The 15,275-nt window shown below is 41.7% G+C and carries 10 protein-coding genes and 1 pseudogene; 8 read left to right on the forward strand and 3 right to left on the reverse strand.

Translation table 11 applies throughout. The annotated features are described in order from the left end of the window. Nucleotides 1–47 precede the first annotated feature (47 nt). Nucleotides 48–1,352: an NAD(P)/FAD-dependent oxidoreductase gene (locus tag Xhom_RS19460; RefSeq protein ID WP_069316180.1), complete on the forward strand. Its 1,305-nt coding sequence runs from the start codon at nucleotides 48–50 to the stop codon at nucleotides 1,350–1,352. Between the two features lie 665 nt (nucleotides 1,353–2,017). After that, nucleotides 2,018–2,509, forward strand: a complete 492-nt coding sequence (gene umoD / locus Xhom_RS19465; protein ID WP_069316179.1) for a UmoD family flagellar biogenesis regulator — start codon at nucleotides 2,018–2,020, stop codon at nucleotides 2,507–2,509. 69 nt (nucleotides 2,510–2,578) lie between these two features. On the opposite strand, the gene mfd is transcribed toward umoD, so the two are convergent. Beyond that, nucleotides 2,579–6,019 (reverse strand): transcription-repair coupling factor, encoded by a 3,441-nt coding sequence (gene mfd / locus Xhom_RS19470; RefSeq protein ID WP_069316178.1) that lies wholly within the window; start codon nucleotides 6,017–6,019, stop codon nucleotides 2,579–2,581. A gap of 357 nt (nucleotides 6,020–6,376) precedes the next feature. Continuing rightward, nucleotides 6,377–6,529, reverse strand: a pseudogene (locus tag Xhom_RS46690) (IS982 family transposase); the annotation flags it as partial. Nucleotides 6,530–6,786: 257 nt separating this feature from the next. On the opposite strand from Xhom_RS46690, the gene Xhom_RS19480 reads away from it, so the two are divergent. The 6 genes from Xhom_RS19480 (at nucleotide 6,787) to pepT (ending at nucleotide 13,789) form a co-directional block, all read left to right on the forward strand. Then, nucleotides 6,787–7,260, forward strand: coding sequence for a hypothetical protein (locus Xhom_RS19480; RefSeq protein ID WP_069316177.1), 474 nt, complete (start codon nucleotides 6,787–6,789; stop codon nucleotides 7,258–7,260). Nucleotides 7,261–8,289: 1,029 nt separating this feature from the next. Then, nucleotides 8,290–9,492 carry a lipoprotein-releasing ABC transporter permease subunit LolC gene (gene lolC, locus Xhom_RS19490; protein ID WP_069316176.1) on the forward strand — a complete coding sequence of 401 codons (1,203 nt, stop codon included), beginning with the start codon at nucleotides 8,290–8,292 and terminating at the stop codon, nucleotides 9,490–9,492. Then, a complete protein-coding gene (gene lolD, locus Xhom_RS19495) occupies nucleotides 9,485–10,204 on the forward strand; it encodes a lipoprotein-releasing ABC transporter ATP-binding protein LolD (RefSeq protein WP_069316175.1) in 720 nt (239 codons plus the stop codon). Before lolC ends, lolD begins: the two co-directional genes overlap by 8 nt. Beyond that, the gene (gene lolE / locus Xhom_RS19500; RefSeq protein ID WP_069316174.1) at nucleotides 10,204–11,451 is read left to right on the forward strand and encodes a lipoprotein-releasing ABC transporter permease subunit LolE; all 1,248 of its coding nucleotides are present in this window, start codon (nucleotides 10,204–10,206) and stop codon (nucleotides 11,449–11,451) included. Before lolD ends, lolE begins: the two co-directional genes overlap by 1 nt. Before the next feature lie 206 nt (nucleotides 11,452–11,657). Then, the gene (gene cobB, locus Xhom_RS19505) at nucleotides 11,658–12,488 is read left to right on the forward strand and encodes a Sir2 family NAD+-dependent deacetylase (RefSeq protein WP_069316173.1); all 831 of its coding nucleotides are present in this window, start codon (nucleotides 11,658–11,660) and stop codon (nucleotides 12,486–12,488) included. Between the two features lie 68 nt (nucleotides 12,489–12,556). After that, the gene (pepT, locus tag Xhom_RS19510; protein ID WP_069316172.1) at nucleotides 12,557–13,789 is read left to right on the forward strand and encodes a peptidase T; all 1,233 of its coding nucleotides are present in this window, start codon (nucleotides 12,557–12,559) and stop codon (nucleotides 13,787–13,789) included. Between the two features lie 126 nt (nucleotides 13,790–13,915). Here pepT and Xhom_RS19515 read toward each other — a convergent pair whose 3' ends face one another. Beyond that, nucleotides 13,916–15,037 (reverse strand): ribosomal protein uL16 3-hydroxylase, encoded by a 1,122-nt coding sequence (locus tag Xhom_RS19515; protein ID WP_069316171.1) that lies wholly within the window; start codon nucleotides 15,035–15,037, stop codon nucleotides 13,916–13,918. Between the last annotated feature and the right edge of the window lie 238 nt (nucleotides 15,038–15,275).

Genomic DNA, 15,275 nt, shown 5'->3' on the forward strand with positions numbered 1-15,275 from the left:
GGTTTAGCATCTTACATAACATTATGTGTATTTTCAGTGGGGTAGTCATGACAACGCCAAAGACAAGAATTGTCATCATTGGTGGGGGCGCTGGTGGTTTAGAGCTGGCAACGCGTTTGGGACATAAACTGGGACGTAAGCAAAAAGCCGAAATTACTTTGGTGGATCGCAATAATAGCCATTTATGGAAACCATTATTACATGAAGTAGCAACGGGTTCTCTTGATGATGGTGTTGATGCATTGAGTTATTTAGCTCATGCCAGTAACCATTATTTCAATTTCCAGTTAGGTACTCTCACGAATATCGATCGTGAAGAGAAGAAAATCACTTTGGCTGAAATTCGTGATGAAGGCAGTGATTTATTGGTACCAGAGCGTGAACTGGTTTACGATATTCTTGTCATAGCATTGGGAAGTCAGTCGAATGATTTTGGTACGGCTGGCGTGAAGGAAAACTGTATTTTCCTTGATAATCCACAGCAAGCACATCGTTTCCATAATGAGATGTTAAACTTGTTCCTGAAATATTCTGCAGTTCAATGTGCAGAGGAGAAAGTAAATATCGCTATTGTTGGCGGTGGTGCGACGGGCGTTGAACTTTCCGCAGAGCTGTATAATGCGGTTAAACAACTCAACAGCTATGGTTTTGAAAGCTTAAATTCAGATGCCTTAAATGTGACTTTAGTTGAAGCAGGTGAGCGAATTCTGCCTGCATTGCCAACGCGCATTTCCAGTGCGGCTCATCAAGAGTTGACTAAGCTTGGTGTTAGGGTATTAACTAAGACGATGGTGACCAGTGCCGATGAACATGGCCTGAATACGAAAGATGGTGAGCATATCAATGCGTCCCTGATGGTTTGGGCGGCAGGGATTAAAGCACCTGATTTTATGAAAGACATTGCCGGGCTGGAAACAAACCGTGTCAACCAGTTAGTTGTGAAGCCAACTTTGCAAACGACATTGGATGATCATGTTTTTGCCATTGGTGATTGTGCATCATGCCCGAAAAAAGAGGGTGGTTTTGTTCCTCCTCGCGCTCAGTCTGCTCACCAAATGGCAAGCCGTTGCTATGACAATATTCTGGCATTATTAAATGAAAAACCATTAAAAGAATATGTCTACAAAGATCATGGCTCCTTGGTTTCATTATCTAAGTTCAGTACGGTTGGTAGCCTAATGGGGAACTTGATGCGTGGTTCAATGATGGTGGAAGGCCGTATCGCGCGTATGGTTTATATCTCTTTGTATCGTATGCATCAGGTCGCTCTGCATGGATATATCAAAACCGGCTTAATGATGTTGGTTGGTGGAATTAACCGTGTTATTCGTCCTCGGTTGAAATTGCACTAATGAGCTAAAAAAGTGGTTCATCTGAAGGTAGTTAACTTAGATGAGCCACTTATCTATACTCTTCATCTTTCATCTTTCACCTTGTGTTTTTATTGACTACACTTATTTTCATTCGTTACACCGTTATCTATTCCTCTGAGCGGTTGTCCTTTTTTCTCTGATCTGCAATTTGAAATCTATTGGGTATATTTATTGTTATACGTACCATAATTATTATTATCTAAATATATCGCAAGGATTTATTATAATAAATAAAATCGTACAGATATTAAATGCAAGTGTTTATTTGAAACTTATCATTATTATGATATAGGCTTAATTATAATAATTCTGATATTGTTTTGATGCGATGGAAAAGATAAATTTAAACAACGTTGTCGTACATGAGTTACTTACAGATAAATGAAATAGTTTATCGGTACATCTAATTAATCGTTGTAATAAAGCCTGCTTTAGTTAGGTTACTGGTGTATCACAATATTGCTCTGACTGTTAGGATTGAGTAGATTGTAAATGGTATCTCAAAATTAACTTTTGGTGTATTTGAATGATGGAATGGGATTTTTCTTAAATAATGAATTGAGCACATTTTTTGCCTCCTTCAAATATTGAAGAAATAGTTACCAATGAAAATGTGTGGAACTTATTAATATATAAGGTGCTATGTGGGTAAATTAAAGATAAGACAGTACGTAATTGGTTCTGTAATTGCTATTGCTATCAGTGTTGTTAGCGCAACGTTTTATTTTGAATCCCCACGTCCCAGCGTTGCTAATGTGTTATCAGTGGATCCGATTAAATCGAGTGTTGCTGTCCGTCAATATTATTGTCATATCAGGGTATTACCCATTCCCATTACCGTGGGTAAAATTGAAGGGGATCGTTTTAACGGACACGAATACCGTATATTAACTCTTCTTGATAGCTTGAATGTAAAGATGGAATATCCTGCTTTGAACCATTCAGCATTAAAAAATTGCATCATCGTTGATTTTAAAAAACCGTGTATTGTTGGATATGATGTAAGTTATGTTATAGGTGAGGAACCAGGAAAAGTCAGAATGTTGTATAAACCAGAGGAAACGATACCCTTAAATGAAAAAGGTCAATTAATTATCAAGCAACATTCAGAACCGTGCTTTTCTTCTGCCTTTTAGTCGAGAACTGCACTATTTCGCCTGTAATCGTATTGATGAACGATATTATCAAAATAGTGCAATATAGAATTAAATCTGATTTTGTTCGAACGTTTTCAGTAGATTCTGGATGAAAGACAAGCGAGTAGCACGTTCCGTTAATTCAGTAATGAACTTCAATTTTGATGGACCATCCAATCGATAGATGTTGGGTTGTGTCTGTAATAAACCGATCAAATAATTCGGATCAACTTTATTGTTATTGCTGAATTCGATGAATCCCCCTTTTTCATGTGCTTCAATGCGTTTGATACCCAGCCTTTGGGCGGCCAGACGAATGGAAGCTGATTGTAGCAGTTGGTGCCCCGGATCGGGTAGTAAACCAAATCGGTCAATAAGTTCGACTTTCAGTTCATCCAATTCGGCATCATCTTTTGCACTGGCAATGCGCTTATAGAAAGACAGGCGCATGTTCACGTCAGGAATATAGTTATCTGGCAAAAGTACCGGCATGCGCAGTTCTATATCAGTCTGATTGTTGGTTAAATCTTCAAGTGAAGGAGGGCGCCCATTTTTGAGGGCATCAACAGCACTTTCCAGCAACTCCATATAGAGAGTAAAACCAATGCTGGCCATCTGCCCACTTTGGTCTTCGCCCAGAAATTCACCGGCTCCCCTGATTTCCAGATCATGAGTGGCCAATGCAAAACCAGCACCTAAATCTTCAAGGGATGCAATGGCTTCCAGTCGTTTTTGAGCATCACTGGTCATGGCTTTTGGATGAGGTGTCAGTAAGTACGCATAGGCTTGATGGTGGGAGCGCCCGACACGTCCACGTAACTGGTGTAACTGAGCCAATCCGAAATGGTCGGCGCGTTCAATGATGATGGTATTGGCACTGGGGATATCGATTCCTGTTTCAATGATGGTGGTACATATCAGCACATTAAAACGTTGGTGATGGAAATCGGTCATAACGCGTTCCAAATCACGCTCACGCATTTGCCCATGCCCTACAACGATTCTGGCTTCGGGAACTAATTCTTTCAGCCGGGATTTTGCCTTTTCAATGTTTTCGACATCGTTATACAGATAGTAAACTTGCCCACCACGCAAAATTTCACGCAGGATAGATTCCCGAACCAAAAGGCTGTCATACTCACGCACAAAGGTTTTCACTGCCAGCCGACGGGCTGGAGGCGTGGCGATAATGGATAGGTCGCGCATACCACTCATTGCCATATTGAGTGTACGGGGGATTGGTGTTGCGGTCAGGGTCAGGACATCGACATCTGCACGGATGGCTTTAATACGTTCTTTATGGCGAACACCAAAACGGTGCTCTTCATCTACGATCAACAAACCGAGATCTTTCCAGCGCAAATCATTTTGCAGAAGTTTATGGGTACCGATAATAATATCTACTTTTCCCTCAGTGGCCATATTGATAACTTGCTGTTGTTCTTTTGCGCTGCGAAAGCGAGATAGAACTTCAATATGTACAGGCCAATTCGCAAAGCGATCTCGGAAATTATCATAATGTTGCTGTGCCAATAGGGTTGTCGGTACGAGTATGGCGACTTGTTTGTTATTGGTGATGGATAGAAATGCGGCTCGCATAGCCACTTCTGTTTTCCCAAACCCGACATCGCCACATACCAATCGATCCATGGCAATGGGTTGGCTCATATCATCAAGTACTGCGTTGATAGCTTGTTCTTGATCGGGAGTTGTATCAAACGAAAAGCCCTGACAAAACAGTTGGTATTGTTCGCGATCGAGTTTGGAGGCAAAACCTGTCTTGACAGCACGTTGTGCGTAAATATCCAGTAATTCTGCTGCTACATCGCGTATTTTTTCCGCTGCTTTCTGGCGAGCTTTGCTCCATGCATCTCCACCTAGCTTATGAAGTGGGGCGTTTTCTTCTGCTCCACTGGCATAACGGCTAATGAGATGAAGAGAAGAAACCGGCACATACAGTTTGTCTTCTCCGGCGTAGGTCAGGATAAGGTACTCAGCCTTAATGCCACCGGCTTCGAGCGTTATTAGACCCTGATAGCGGCCAACACCATGCTCAAGGTGTACAACAGGTTGTCCGGGCTTTAGCTCAGCGAGATTGCGGATTAGCGTATCGGTATTGATGGTACGCCGATTATCCTGACGACGACGGCTGACACGTTCACCGAGCATGTCACTTTCACAGATAAGTGCAAGTTTATTATCTTCATCAACAAAACCGAGTTCTGCCGCACCAACCATCAAGAAATGACCGTGTTTATCGGCCTCTATCAGTTGCTTGATTTTTATTGGCTTGATTTTGATCCGCGATAACAGCTCTTGTACGGATTCCCGACGCCCTTCACTTTCCACCGAAAATACGATCTTACCGTTAAATTGCTCCATGAAATGGCGTAATTTATCCAAAGGCGCTTTCTGCTGGGCGGCAATCGATAAATCAGGCAAAGCTTGATAAGCAAGATTGGTATTTCCTGCTTTTTGCGGGAGTGTTTCATTGTTGACCTGAATACGTGGCCAGTTTTTCAATTCTGAAAATAACTTATTGACTGGCAGCCAGAGCCGTTCAGGGGCAAGTAACGGGCGCATAGGATCAATTTTGCGGCTTTCAAAACGCTGTTCTATATCCTGCCAGAAACGCTCAGCAGTGCTAACTAAGTCTTGTGTAATCAGCAGTGTATTTTTAGGTAGATAATCAAGAATGGCAGGTAAAGGATGTTCAAAGAACAACGGTAGCCAATATTCGATACCGGCTGGCAGCATTTTTTTACTGACTTGCTGATAGATATGTTCAGCATCGCGGCGGACTTCGAATTGTTCGCGCCATTGGCTGCGAAACAGTTCAATAGCGTGTTGGTCGGTTGGGAATTCATGGGCTGGCAATAAACTGATTTTTTCCACTTCTGCCAGCGTTCGTTGGGTGTCTACATCAAAAATGCGCAGACTGTCTATTTCATCATCAAAAAAATCAATGCGATAAGGGGATTCGCTACCCATAGGGAAGAGATCAAATAAAGCGCCGCGTGTAGCAAATTCACCATGCTCAAGCACTTGTTCTACACTGCGATAACCAGCCTGCTCTAACTCTAACCGCAATTTATCGCGTGAAAGCCGTTGCCCTTTGTGCATGACCAAAGCATGCCCTCTAAGATATTCATGAGGGCAGACTCGTTGCATCAAGGTATTGACGGGAAGGATTAATGCACCTTTCGTCATAGAGGGGAGATGATAAAGTGTGGATAAACGGTTGGAGATGATTTCTTGATGGGGAGAAAAACTATCGTAAGGTAAGGTTTCCCAATCTGACAGCATATTAATGGGAGCGTGAGTGAATTGCTGAATTTCATCATGCAACCTCAGGGCGTTCTGCATATCTTTTGTCACCAGCAGTATTGGCCCTGAGTGACGTTCAATGATTTCGGCGCATTCAACAGCACAGGAGGCACCGGTCAAATGACCTAGTTGGCGGATATCACCGCGACGTTCAGGAAGTTGATAACGATATTTTGCTGACATAAGCGTTTGATGTGTTCTCTAAGATTCAGGCCATTCCCAACACATTTTTAACCCAGTAGCCTTACAATAAATATGCTGGCAGGTTGAGAGAAAGTAAAAAAACCACATGACCGGGATGCGGGTGGTCCTATAAGGTATTGCTACCCTTTATTATCCCCGAACACTTTGCTTTGGCAACAGAAGAGTATCAGATTTCAAGTTTAGATAAAGGATGAAATGATTAGGAATGTTGATTATTGTTGGTAGCCAGTACTCGTTTTCTTGACTATCAGACTTGAAAACATCTGTTACAAGAGGAGGTTTAACAAAGGGGGGCCTTTTCTTCAAGGTTAGCATTTGGGCATAGCTGACCAATCAGAGAAAATCGGCCTTAACATATTTTTTTACATTATAAATATAAATCGTTTTAAAATCATGATAATGGCTCATATGGAATAAAATGAGGATCGCCATGACTTCACTGAGAGAAAGGGAAGCTTCGTGGTGCCGTTTGAGTAACCCACTTTCAATTTAAGCGTAGGCTATTCTGTTCCTTTTATCTGAAAAACTCTTTTGCAATACAGGGGAAGATCATATACAAATCTCAGGTTTAATATGAAGTGGCAAAGTGTTTTTTATTTTATTATCAATTGGGAATATCAGAAATCTGATTAATTTTAAATATTCCTGTGCTTGATGAGTGTATGTATATTTTTAATTGATCATGAAAAAATCAATGTATAAATATGAGAATTTATTTTTTTAATATTTTAAAAGTGAGGGATAAAATGATTGAAATTCTTGATGTTTGGGGTGAGGGGCGAATTGTTGTTAAAAAATGCCAATCTGTGTTCTGTCAAGACGAAATTGTTACGGGTTTTCCTAATGCAATAAATATAAATAAATTTGATCAAAAAATATCCAATGGTCCTAATAAAGGAAAAGATATTCCTAATCTTTCACCTGTTAATGATTATGATTATCCAGTTTTTGATATACCAGATAATTCATATAAATATATTACATTAAAAGGAGCTCCATTAACCCAAGGCACGGCCAACGAAATTCTACGGGTTTTCTGTAAAGAACCTAACTTTGGGCGTATTTTCTTTTATGACTTAGATACAATCTCTTCAAATATTTTTCGTGGAATGACTGGAGATCATTTTGTAGTACTTTATGGTCGGTATAAACCGTCTGAGTTAGGATTTCCTTTTAATGAGATTACAGCAGAAGTTGTTGATGTTTTCTTTCATAAATAAAATAATCTGAAATTTAGGAGGATTTATGTCTAGTGTTACTGATATTGTTTCTATCGCTAATAATACACCTTATACCATGTCTGTAATAAATGGTGAGAACAGTAACCAAATATTTTCAATTGGGTCAGCACAAGCATGAAATGGAAGTTTATGGGTACCTTGGATTGGAAAAACCTCTGAGAACTACAAAGCTATAAAATTAATATTAGGTGCACGTAGTGATTATTATATTTACGTTTTTCAGGATTACTATTATCCCTCTGGTGCAAATGCTATAAAATATCTTGCTGATTCATCTATGAATTACAATGGTGAAACCAAAGAAATTGAAGGCGATAATAGAAATGGAGGAAGAAAAATTTTAGTCGTAAATCTAGTTGGTAGAGTTTTTTCCTTAAAAATGTTCAAAGGAGGTTGATGGTGGTTTAAACTTAATTTTGTATAATATTTTCAATTAAAATAGATTGAACTCTAAGGGAACTAAAAACACTCTAGACTTAATTTTAATAAGGTAATAGTTCCCTTTCTGGCATAAGTTTTCTATTCCTGCATAAATATGACTCTTTAAACTATTTTTAGCTTTTATCTGTATCAATATATTTTATACGCTTCTCTAAACTTGTCGTTTATTTTGTCATTCATCCTTATTTCCTTGGTAACAGCTTTAAATGTATACTTTCGTTACTCTGGGATAAGCCTTTCAAGATCTTGATCTGTATTAAATTTGAACAGTCAATTTGCACACCTAGTCATCAATAAATAATCAAAAACAGAAAAATTAGGTAGGAATCCGAGAGTTGCTGTTTTTATCTTCAACTTGAAAGGGGGAGACGCAAATTTTGGTAAAACGGTGATAGTATGTAGTCAGTGGAGTTAATAAATACCCTATGGGTTTCAAGATACAGCCAACAAAGTTGCAACTTGAAAAGTGATGGGTATACATAACGTACTTTCATAACTAGAGATAGAATATGGAATTTTTCACTAATCTATTGTTTCTAAATAAACTTCTTTGATATGGCGGATTTCATGTTCCAATCTGTCTCATTATTTATAGGATTGCGCTATATGCGTGGGCGAGCGGTCGATAAATTTGGCCGTTTTGTTTCATGGCTATCGGCTATTGGCATTACGTTGGGAGTGGCAGCACTGATCACCGTATTGTCAGTGATGAACGGGTTTGAACGTTCACTGGAAGGTAGCATTTTAGGTTTTATGCCTCAGGTTATCATTACATCGGAAACCGGCTCTATCAAACCGGTTGAACATCCGAGTAGCCAGTTGGCGGAATTAAAAGGAGTTAACCGAATCACACCTCTTGTACAAGGTGATGTAGTGTTGCAAAGCCCGCGTAATGTTGGTGTTGGGGTTATGTTGGGCATTACACCTGATGAATATACGCCATTGGCGGAATATATTGTCGATGTTGATCGCAGCCAGCTACAACCGGGACGCTATTTTGTTATTTTGGGAGAAAAATTGGCAGCAAAATTGGGCGTTAAACGTGGTGATAAAATCCGCGTTATTGTGCCGAGTGCCAGCCAGTTGACGCCGATGGGCCGAATTCCTAGCCAGCGATTATTTACAGTGGTTGGTACATTCCAAGCCAACAGTGAAGTTGATGAGACAGAAATGTTGGTTAACCAGCAGGATGCGGCACGGTTACTACGTTATCCGATTGGCAATATTACGGGCTGGCGTTTGTATCTTAAGGAACCACTCTCAGTTGATAGTCTGAGTCAGCAAAAGCTTCCTGAAGGGTTGATTTGGAAAGATTGGCGTGAACGCAAGGGTGAATTCTTTCAAGCGGTTCGCATGGAAAAAAATATGATGGGTTTATTACTGAGCCTTATTATCGCTGTAGCTGCTTTTAACATTATTACCTCTCTTTCTTTGCTGGTCATGGAGAAACAGGGTGAGATTGCTATCTTACAGACCCAGGGGCTGACGCACTTTCAGGTAATGGTAATCTTCATGATCCAAGGAGCGGGAGCGGGCATTATTGGTGCCATATTGGGAACTGGGTTGGGGGTACTGCTTTCCAGCCAGTTAAATAGTTTAATGCCTGTTATCGGCCTGCTCACTGAAGGGATTCAATTACCGGTTGCAATTGATGCCACGCAAGTCGTGACAATCGCCCTCAGCGCCATGCTGATTTCTTTATTATCCACTTTATATCCTTCTTGGCGCGCGGCTGCCACCCAACCTGCTGAGGCTTTACGTTATGAGTAACCAACCCTTATTGCTGTGCAATCATTTGTGTAAAAAATATCAGGAAGGAAAGGTTTCCACAGAAGTATTAAGAAATGTCACTTTTTCCATGCAACAGAGAGAAATGATGGCAATTGTTGGTAGTTCGGGTTCTGGTAAAAGTACACTTTTGCATCTGCTTGGTGCTCTGGATTCACCAACTTCTGGCGAAGTGCTTTTCAAGGGGCAATCCCTGAAGCTGCTTTCTTCTTCTGAACGGGCCGAATTACGTAACAGGGAAATAGGCTTTATCTATCAGTTTCACCATCTACTGCCAGATTTTAGTGCGTTGGAAAATGTCGCTATGCCGTTATTGATTGGCGGTAAGAAACTGATTGGTGGTAAAAAACATCAGGCACAACAAAAAGCACTCGAGATGCTGGCGGCTGTTGGGCTGGAGAATCGGGCGCAACATCGGCCTTCTGAGCTATCAGGAGGAGAGCGTCAACGTGTCGCGATTGCCCGGGCGCTGGTCAATGATCCCTCACTGGTCTTGGCAGATGAGCCGACGGGCAATCTTGACCAGCGTAATGCGGACAGTGTTTTTCAACTGTTGCAAGAATTGAATCAACAGCAAGGTACGGCATTTTTGGTCGTAACTCATGATTTAAAATTAGCTGGCAGATTAACTCGTCAATTAGAAATGCGTGATGGGTATTTACAGGACGAATCAACCCTGATGGGGGAGATGTAATGGCGAATCTGCCTCTTGCGTTATTTACCGCATTACGGTTCAGCCGAGGACGCCGTCGTTCAGGAATGGTTTCTCTGATTTCTGTCATTTCGACACTGGGTATTATGCTGGGTGTCGCTGTGCTGATTATTGGCCTGAGTGCCATGAATGGTTTTGAGAGAGAACTGAAAAATCGGGTACTTTCTGTTGTTCCACACGGACAGATTTATGCGGTAGAACAGCCTTTTCAGGATTGGGAATCGGCGCTTTTGCGGGTGAAACAGACCCCGGGTATTGTAAGCGCCTCTCCCTATATTGAGTTTACCGGCTTGATGGAGCATGGCGAAAAACTTCACGCTGTGCAGATTCGTGGGGTGGTGCCGGACACAGAATCTGATGTCAGTGCGTTACCTCAGTTTGTGCGGGATGGGGCATGGAAAACATTCAAAGCGGGTAACAATCAGGTCATTTTAGGGCAAAGTGTAGCAAATTCACTGCATGTAAAACAAGGTGATTGGCTGACGGTCATGATCCCCAATAGTGATCCGAGTCTGAAACTCTTACAGCCTAAACGTGTTCGCCTACATGTTGCGGGTGTTTTCCAGTTGAGCGGTATGTTGGATCATCGCTTGGCCTTGATTCCCTTAGCTGATGCTCAGCAATATCTGGATTATGGCTATGCCATAACAGGCATTGCTATCAAAACGGATAATGTTTTTGCAGCAGAACAGCATGTTTGGGATGCGGGGAACGCCACGGGGAAATATGTGTATATCAGCACATGGATAAAAGACTACGGTTACATGTATAACGATATCCAGATGGTGCGCAGTATTATGTATCTGGCGATGGTACTGGTGATTGGTGTTGCCTGCTTTAACATAATTTCAACGCTGATTATGGCGGTGAAGGATAAAAGCAGTGATATTGCTATTCTACGTACATTGGGTGCCAAAGATGGCCATATTAGGGCGATCTTTTTATGGTATGGATTACTAACTGGTATGATTGGTAGTCTTATCGGTGTAGCGGTTGGGATTTTTACCTCGTTGAATTTGACGACTATTATTAAGGGGTTGGAAAAGATGCTTGGGCATCAACTCCTTTCGGGAGATATCTATTTTATTGATTTTCTGCCGTCAGAATTACACCCGACGGATATTTTTTATGTTCTGTTGACGGCATTAATATTGAGCTTACTGGCTAGTTGGTATCCTGCTCGTCGGGCCAGTAAACTTGATCCAGCACGAATTTTGAGCGGTCAATAATATGCCAAGGTATTAACGAATGTATAAGCGCATTATCGTATAATCTAATTGGCAAAATATGAATCTGCGGAACGTTCTTAGTTACCATTTTTGGGTGTTGTTCTACGGTGCTGTCCTCAGATATATGCCTTTGGATATATGTCTTTCGATATACAGTATCCATGGAATAGACACCGAATGAAGGAAATACTATTGGAAATAGCCATATGAGAGCTCGTTATCAGCATAGTAAATTTTTCCGGGTGAAACGATTACGGCGTCAGCGATTACATAGACAAAATTTTTACAGGGATATTCGATTGGCAAATAAAATAGAAAAGCCCCATGTGGTGGTGCTGACGGGGGCAGGGATCTCTGCTGAGTCAGGCATTCGAACATTTCGCTCTTCTGATGGCCTGTGGGAAGAACATCGAGTTGAAGATATTGCGACACCGGAAGGTTTCCAACGTGATCCCAAAATGGTTCAGGCATTTTATAATGCCCGCCGAGAGCAGCTCCAGCAGCCGGAGATCAAACCCAATGCCGCACATTACGCATTGGCAGAACTTGAGCAGGAGCTTGGCGACCATTTTTTGTTGGTGACACAGAATATCGATAACCTGCATGAGCGAGCAGGGAGTCATCGTGTTCTACATATGCACGGCGAATTACTGAAAGTTCGTTGCTGTCAGTCTGGTCAGGTGGTTGAATGGGCAACTGAGCTAACGATGAACGATCTCTGCCATTGTTGCCAATTTCCGTCCCAACTGCGCCCTCATGTGGTGTGGTTTGGAGAAATGCCATTGGGCATGGAGCAGATTTATGCCGCGTTAGCTGATGCTGATATATTTATTGCAATCGGAACCTCGGGTCATGTTTATCCCGCAGCTGGTTTCGTGCATGAGGCCAAATTATCTGGCTCGCACACTGTTGAGCTGAATCTTGAGCCTAGTCAAGTCGAGAGCCTATTCGATGAAAAATACTATGGTCACGCCAGTAAAATTGTCACTCGATATGTTCAGTCTTTAATTCACCAGATTAAGGCAGATAAAAGCTGATTTGACGCAATATCTAAGCTATCCATCTTCTCCATAATTAATCCATAAGATTTATGGGGGAATAAAAGATGGATAGATTATTAGAGCGTTTTTTTAAATATATTTCATTTGATACTCAATCAAAACCATCCGCTAAAACCATTCCCAGCAGCAACGGTCAACTGAAACTCGCCAAAGCGCTCTATGAGGAAATCATTCAACTTGGCTTTGTAGATATCACCCTCAATAAGCGAGGTTGTGTAATGGCAACATTACCATCAAATGTTACCTGGCCTGTACCTGTTCTTGGCTTTATTGCACATCTTGATACATCACCGGATTTTTCTGGTAAGCATGTTAATCCTCAAATTTTGGAAAACTATCGCGGTGGTGATATCGCTTTGGGAGTTGGAGACGAAGTACTGTCGCCAGTTATGTTTCCGATATTGCACAGTCTATTGGGCAAGACACTGATTACGACAGATGGAAAAACACTCTTAGGCGCTGATGATAAAGCTGGTATTGCTGAAATCATCACGGCAATGGTGCGCTTGAAACAGAAAAATGTTCCACACGGTGATATTCGGATTGCATTTACGCCTGATAAAGAAATTGGCAAAGGTGCTCACTATTTTGATATAGAAACGTTCGGGGCGGAATGGGCCTATACCGTTGATGGTGGCGGTATAGGGGAATTAGAGTTTGAAAATTTTAATGCTGCATCAGTGAATATCAAAATTATGGGTAACATGGCTCACCCGGGTAGTGCTAAAGGTGTGATGGTTAATGCATCGTCGCTGGCAATGCGCATTCATCATGCTTTGCCCCCAGAAGAGGTGCCTGAACATACAGATGGTCATGAAGGATTTTACCATTTACAGAGCATAAAAGGCACGGTAGAGCGAGCTGATATACACTATATTATCCGAGATTTTGACCGAAATAATTTTGAAAAACGTAAAAGAACGATATTCGCCATTGCAGAAAAGGTAGGAAAAGGGTTACATCCAGATTGCTATATAGAGCTGACAATTGATGACTGTTATTACAACATGCACAGTGAAATGATCAAGCATCCACATGTTATTGCACTGGCTAAACAAGCTATGTTGGATTGTGACATTGAGCCGATAATTCAGCCGATCCGTGGTGGTACTGATGGTGCGCAGCTATCTTATCGAGGTCTGCCTTGCCCGAATATTTTCACTGGTGGATATAATTATCACAGTAAGCACGAATTTATTTCATTGGAAGGTATGGAAAAGGCGGTCAGTGTCATCATGCGGATCGCTGAATTGACAGCAATTGATCAAAATAATTAGTTACTTAAAAAATTAATTATTTTAAAAACAATCTATTACATGAGAAATAATGCGTTATCTGATGAGCTTAAAAGTAAAAAATGAACATTTAATCAAAGGGGCAAATGTTGCCCCTTTTTTTAGTCATTAATCATTAAAATACCAATAACCACAATTGACCAAAGCGGTAAGCAGGGTAATGAATCGAACATCATCGATAGCGTCACCTAACTGTCCGGCATTGACCTTATCATACTGACAAAGTGCATCTGCGGCATGAAGATGAGGAGTATCTATTAATTCCCCATTGACGAAACATTGATCACCGACACGTAGGGCGCGTAACCCACTCAATCGGTTCAAGGCTTCACCCTGTTTCAGCAATTCATAAATCTCATCACTTTCATAAGGGGGTTCTGGTGGAGCAAGATCCAGTTCATGACGTGATTGAGATATGAATTCACCAAACCAATTTTGGAAAGTCTCTGGCTGTTCCAGCAATTCACGCATCATGGAACGAAGAGTCGTCAGTTCATTTGTTTGGATCAGGGAAGGATTATCACGAAATGTCAGTTCTGGATCGCTGTAGCGATGGCTGCCTAACTCATTTGCGAGAATATAATCAGCAAATCCACTGAATAATTCGCGGGCGTTGGGGGAGCGGAATCCAACAGAATAGTTCAGTGAATCCTCAATGGCATAACCTTCATGTGGAAAACCCGGTGGAATATAAAGGATATCGCCCGGCAGCATTTCTTCATCAATGATTGCTTCAAAGGGATCAACCTGTAATAAATCAGGATGAGGGCAATGCTGTTTCATAGGGATTTTATCCCCTACACGCCAGCGTCGACGGCCTTTTCCCTGAATGATGAAAACATCATATTGATCAAGGTGAGGGCCGACACCACCACCGGGTACAGAGAAAGAGATCATCAAGTCATCCATGCGCCAGTCAGACAGCACACGGAATGGTTTCATAAGAGCAGAAGAGGGGAGATGCCAGTGGTCAACAGCCTGTACAAGCAGTGACCAATCTTTCTCGCCTAAATGGTCGTAGGTTTCAAATGGCCCATGGGAAACTTCCCAGCGGCCATTTTTCTGGCTGACCAGACGACTATCGATTTCATTTTCCATCGCCAGTCCCGCCAGCTCATCGGGAGAAAGGGGATCAATAAACTGATGGAAACCCTGTTTAATCAGCAATGGTCGTTTTTGCCAATGGTTCTGCAAAAACGCTTGCCAGTCCAGATTTAGCTGATAATCCATGGTGACATCCTGAAGTGAGAGGTGAATTTCGCGCTATTATAACCCAAAGATTTCAATTTGCAGCGTGGTGGCAAGGGGCAGACTCACGAGAACATAGATAATGATGTAACAGGGAGCAATGAGTGCAGCCAATACCTATTTAACCCGAATTCTGGATAAGAAATTGACGAGAAGCCTGTTCCCGGAGCAAAGTTTTGGTGCACACCGAAAACAACTCCGAGGGGGAACAGGCTATGGA

Origin of the sequence: Xenorhabdus hominickii (genome assembly GCF_002632725.1) — a bacterium.
Classification (GTDB): Bacteria; Pseudomonadota; Gammaproteobacteria; order Enterobacterales; family Enterobacteriaceae; genus Xenorhabdus; species Xenorhabdus hominickii.

Excerpts from the sequence above, each read along its gene's own strand:
- Xhom_RS19460 (WP_069316180.1), top strand. The coding sequence starts at position 48 with ATGACAACGCCAAAGACAAGAATTGTCATCATTGGTGGGGGCGCTGGT.
- mfd (WP_069316178.1), bottom strand. The coding sequence starts at position 6,019 with ATGTCAGCAAAATATCGTTATCAACTTCCTGAACGTCGCGGTGATATC.
- Xhom_RS19480 (WP_069316177.1), top strand. The coding sequence starts at position 6,787 with ATGATTGAAATTCTTGATGTTTGGGGTGAGGGGCGAATTGTTGTTAAA.
- lolC (WP_069316176.1), top strand. The coding sequence starts at position 8,290 with ATGTTCCAATCTGTCTCATTATTTATAGGATTGCGCTATATGCGTGGG.
- lolD (WP_069316175.1), top strand. The coding sequence starts at position 9,485 with ATGAGTAACCAACCCTTATTGCTGTGCAATCATTTGTGTAAAAAATAT.
- lolE (WP_069316174.1), top strand. The coding sequence starts at position 10,204 with ATGGCGAATCTGCCTCTTGCGTTATTTACCGCATTACGGTTCAGCCGA.
- cobB (WP_069316173.1), top strand. The coding sequence starts at position 11,658 with ATGAGAGCTCGTTATCAGCATAGTAAATTTTTCCGGGTGAAACGATTA.
- pepT (WP_069316172.1), top strand. The coding sequence starts at position 12,557 with ATGGATAGATTATTAGAGCGTTTTTTTAAATATATTTCATTTGATACT.
- Xhom_RS19515 (WP_069316171.1), bottom strand. The coding sequence starts at position 15,037 with ATGGATTATCAGCTAAATCTGGACTGGCAAGCGTTTTTGCAGAACCAT.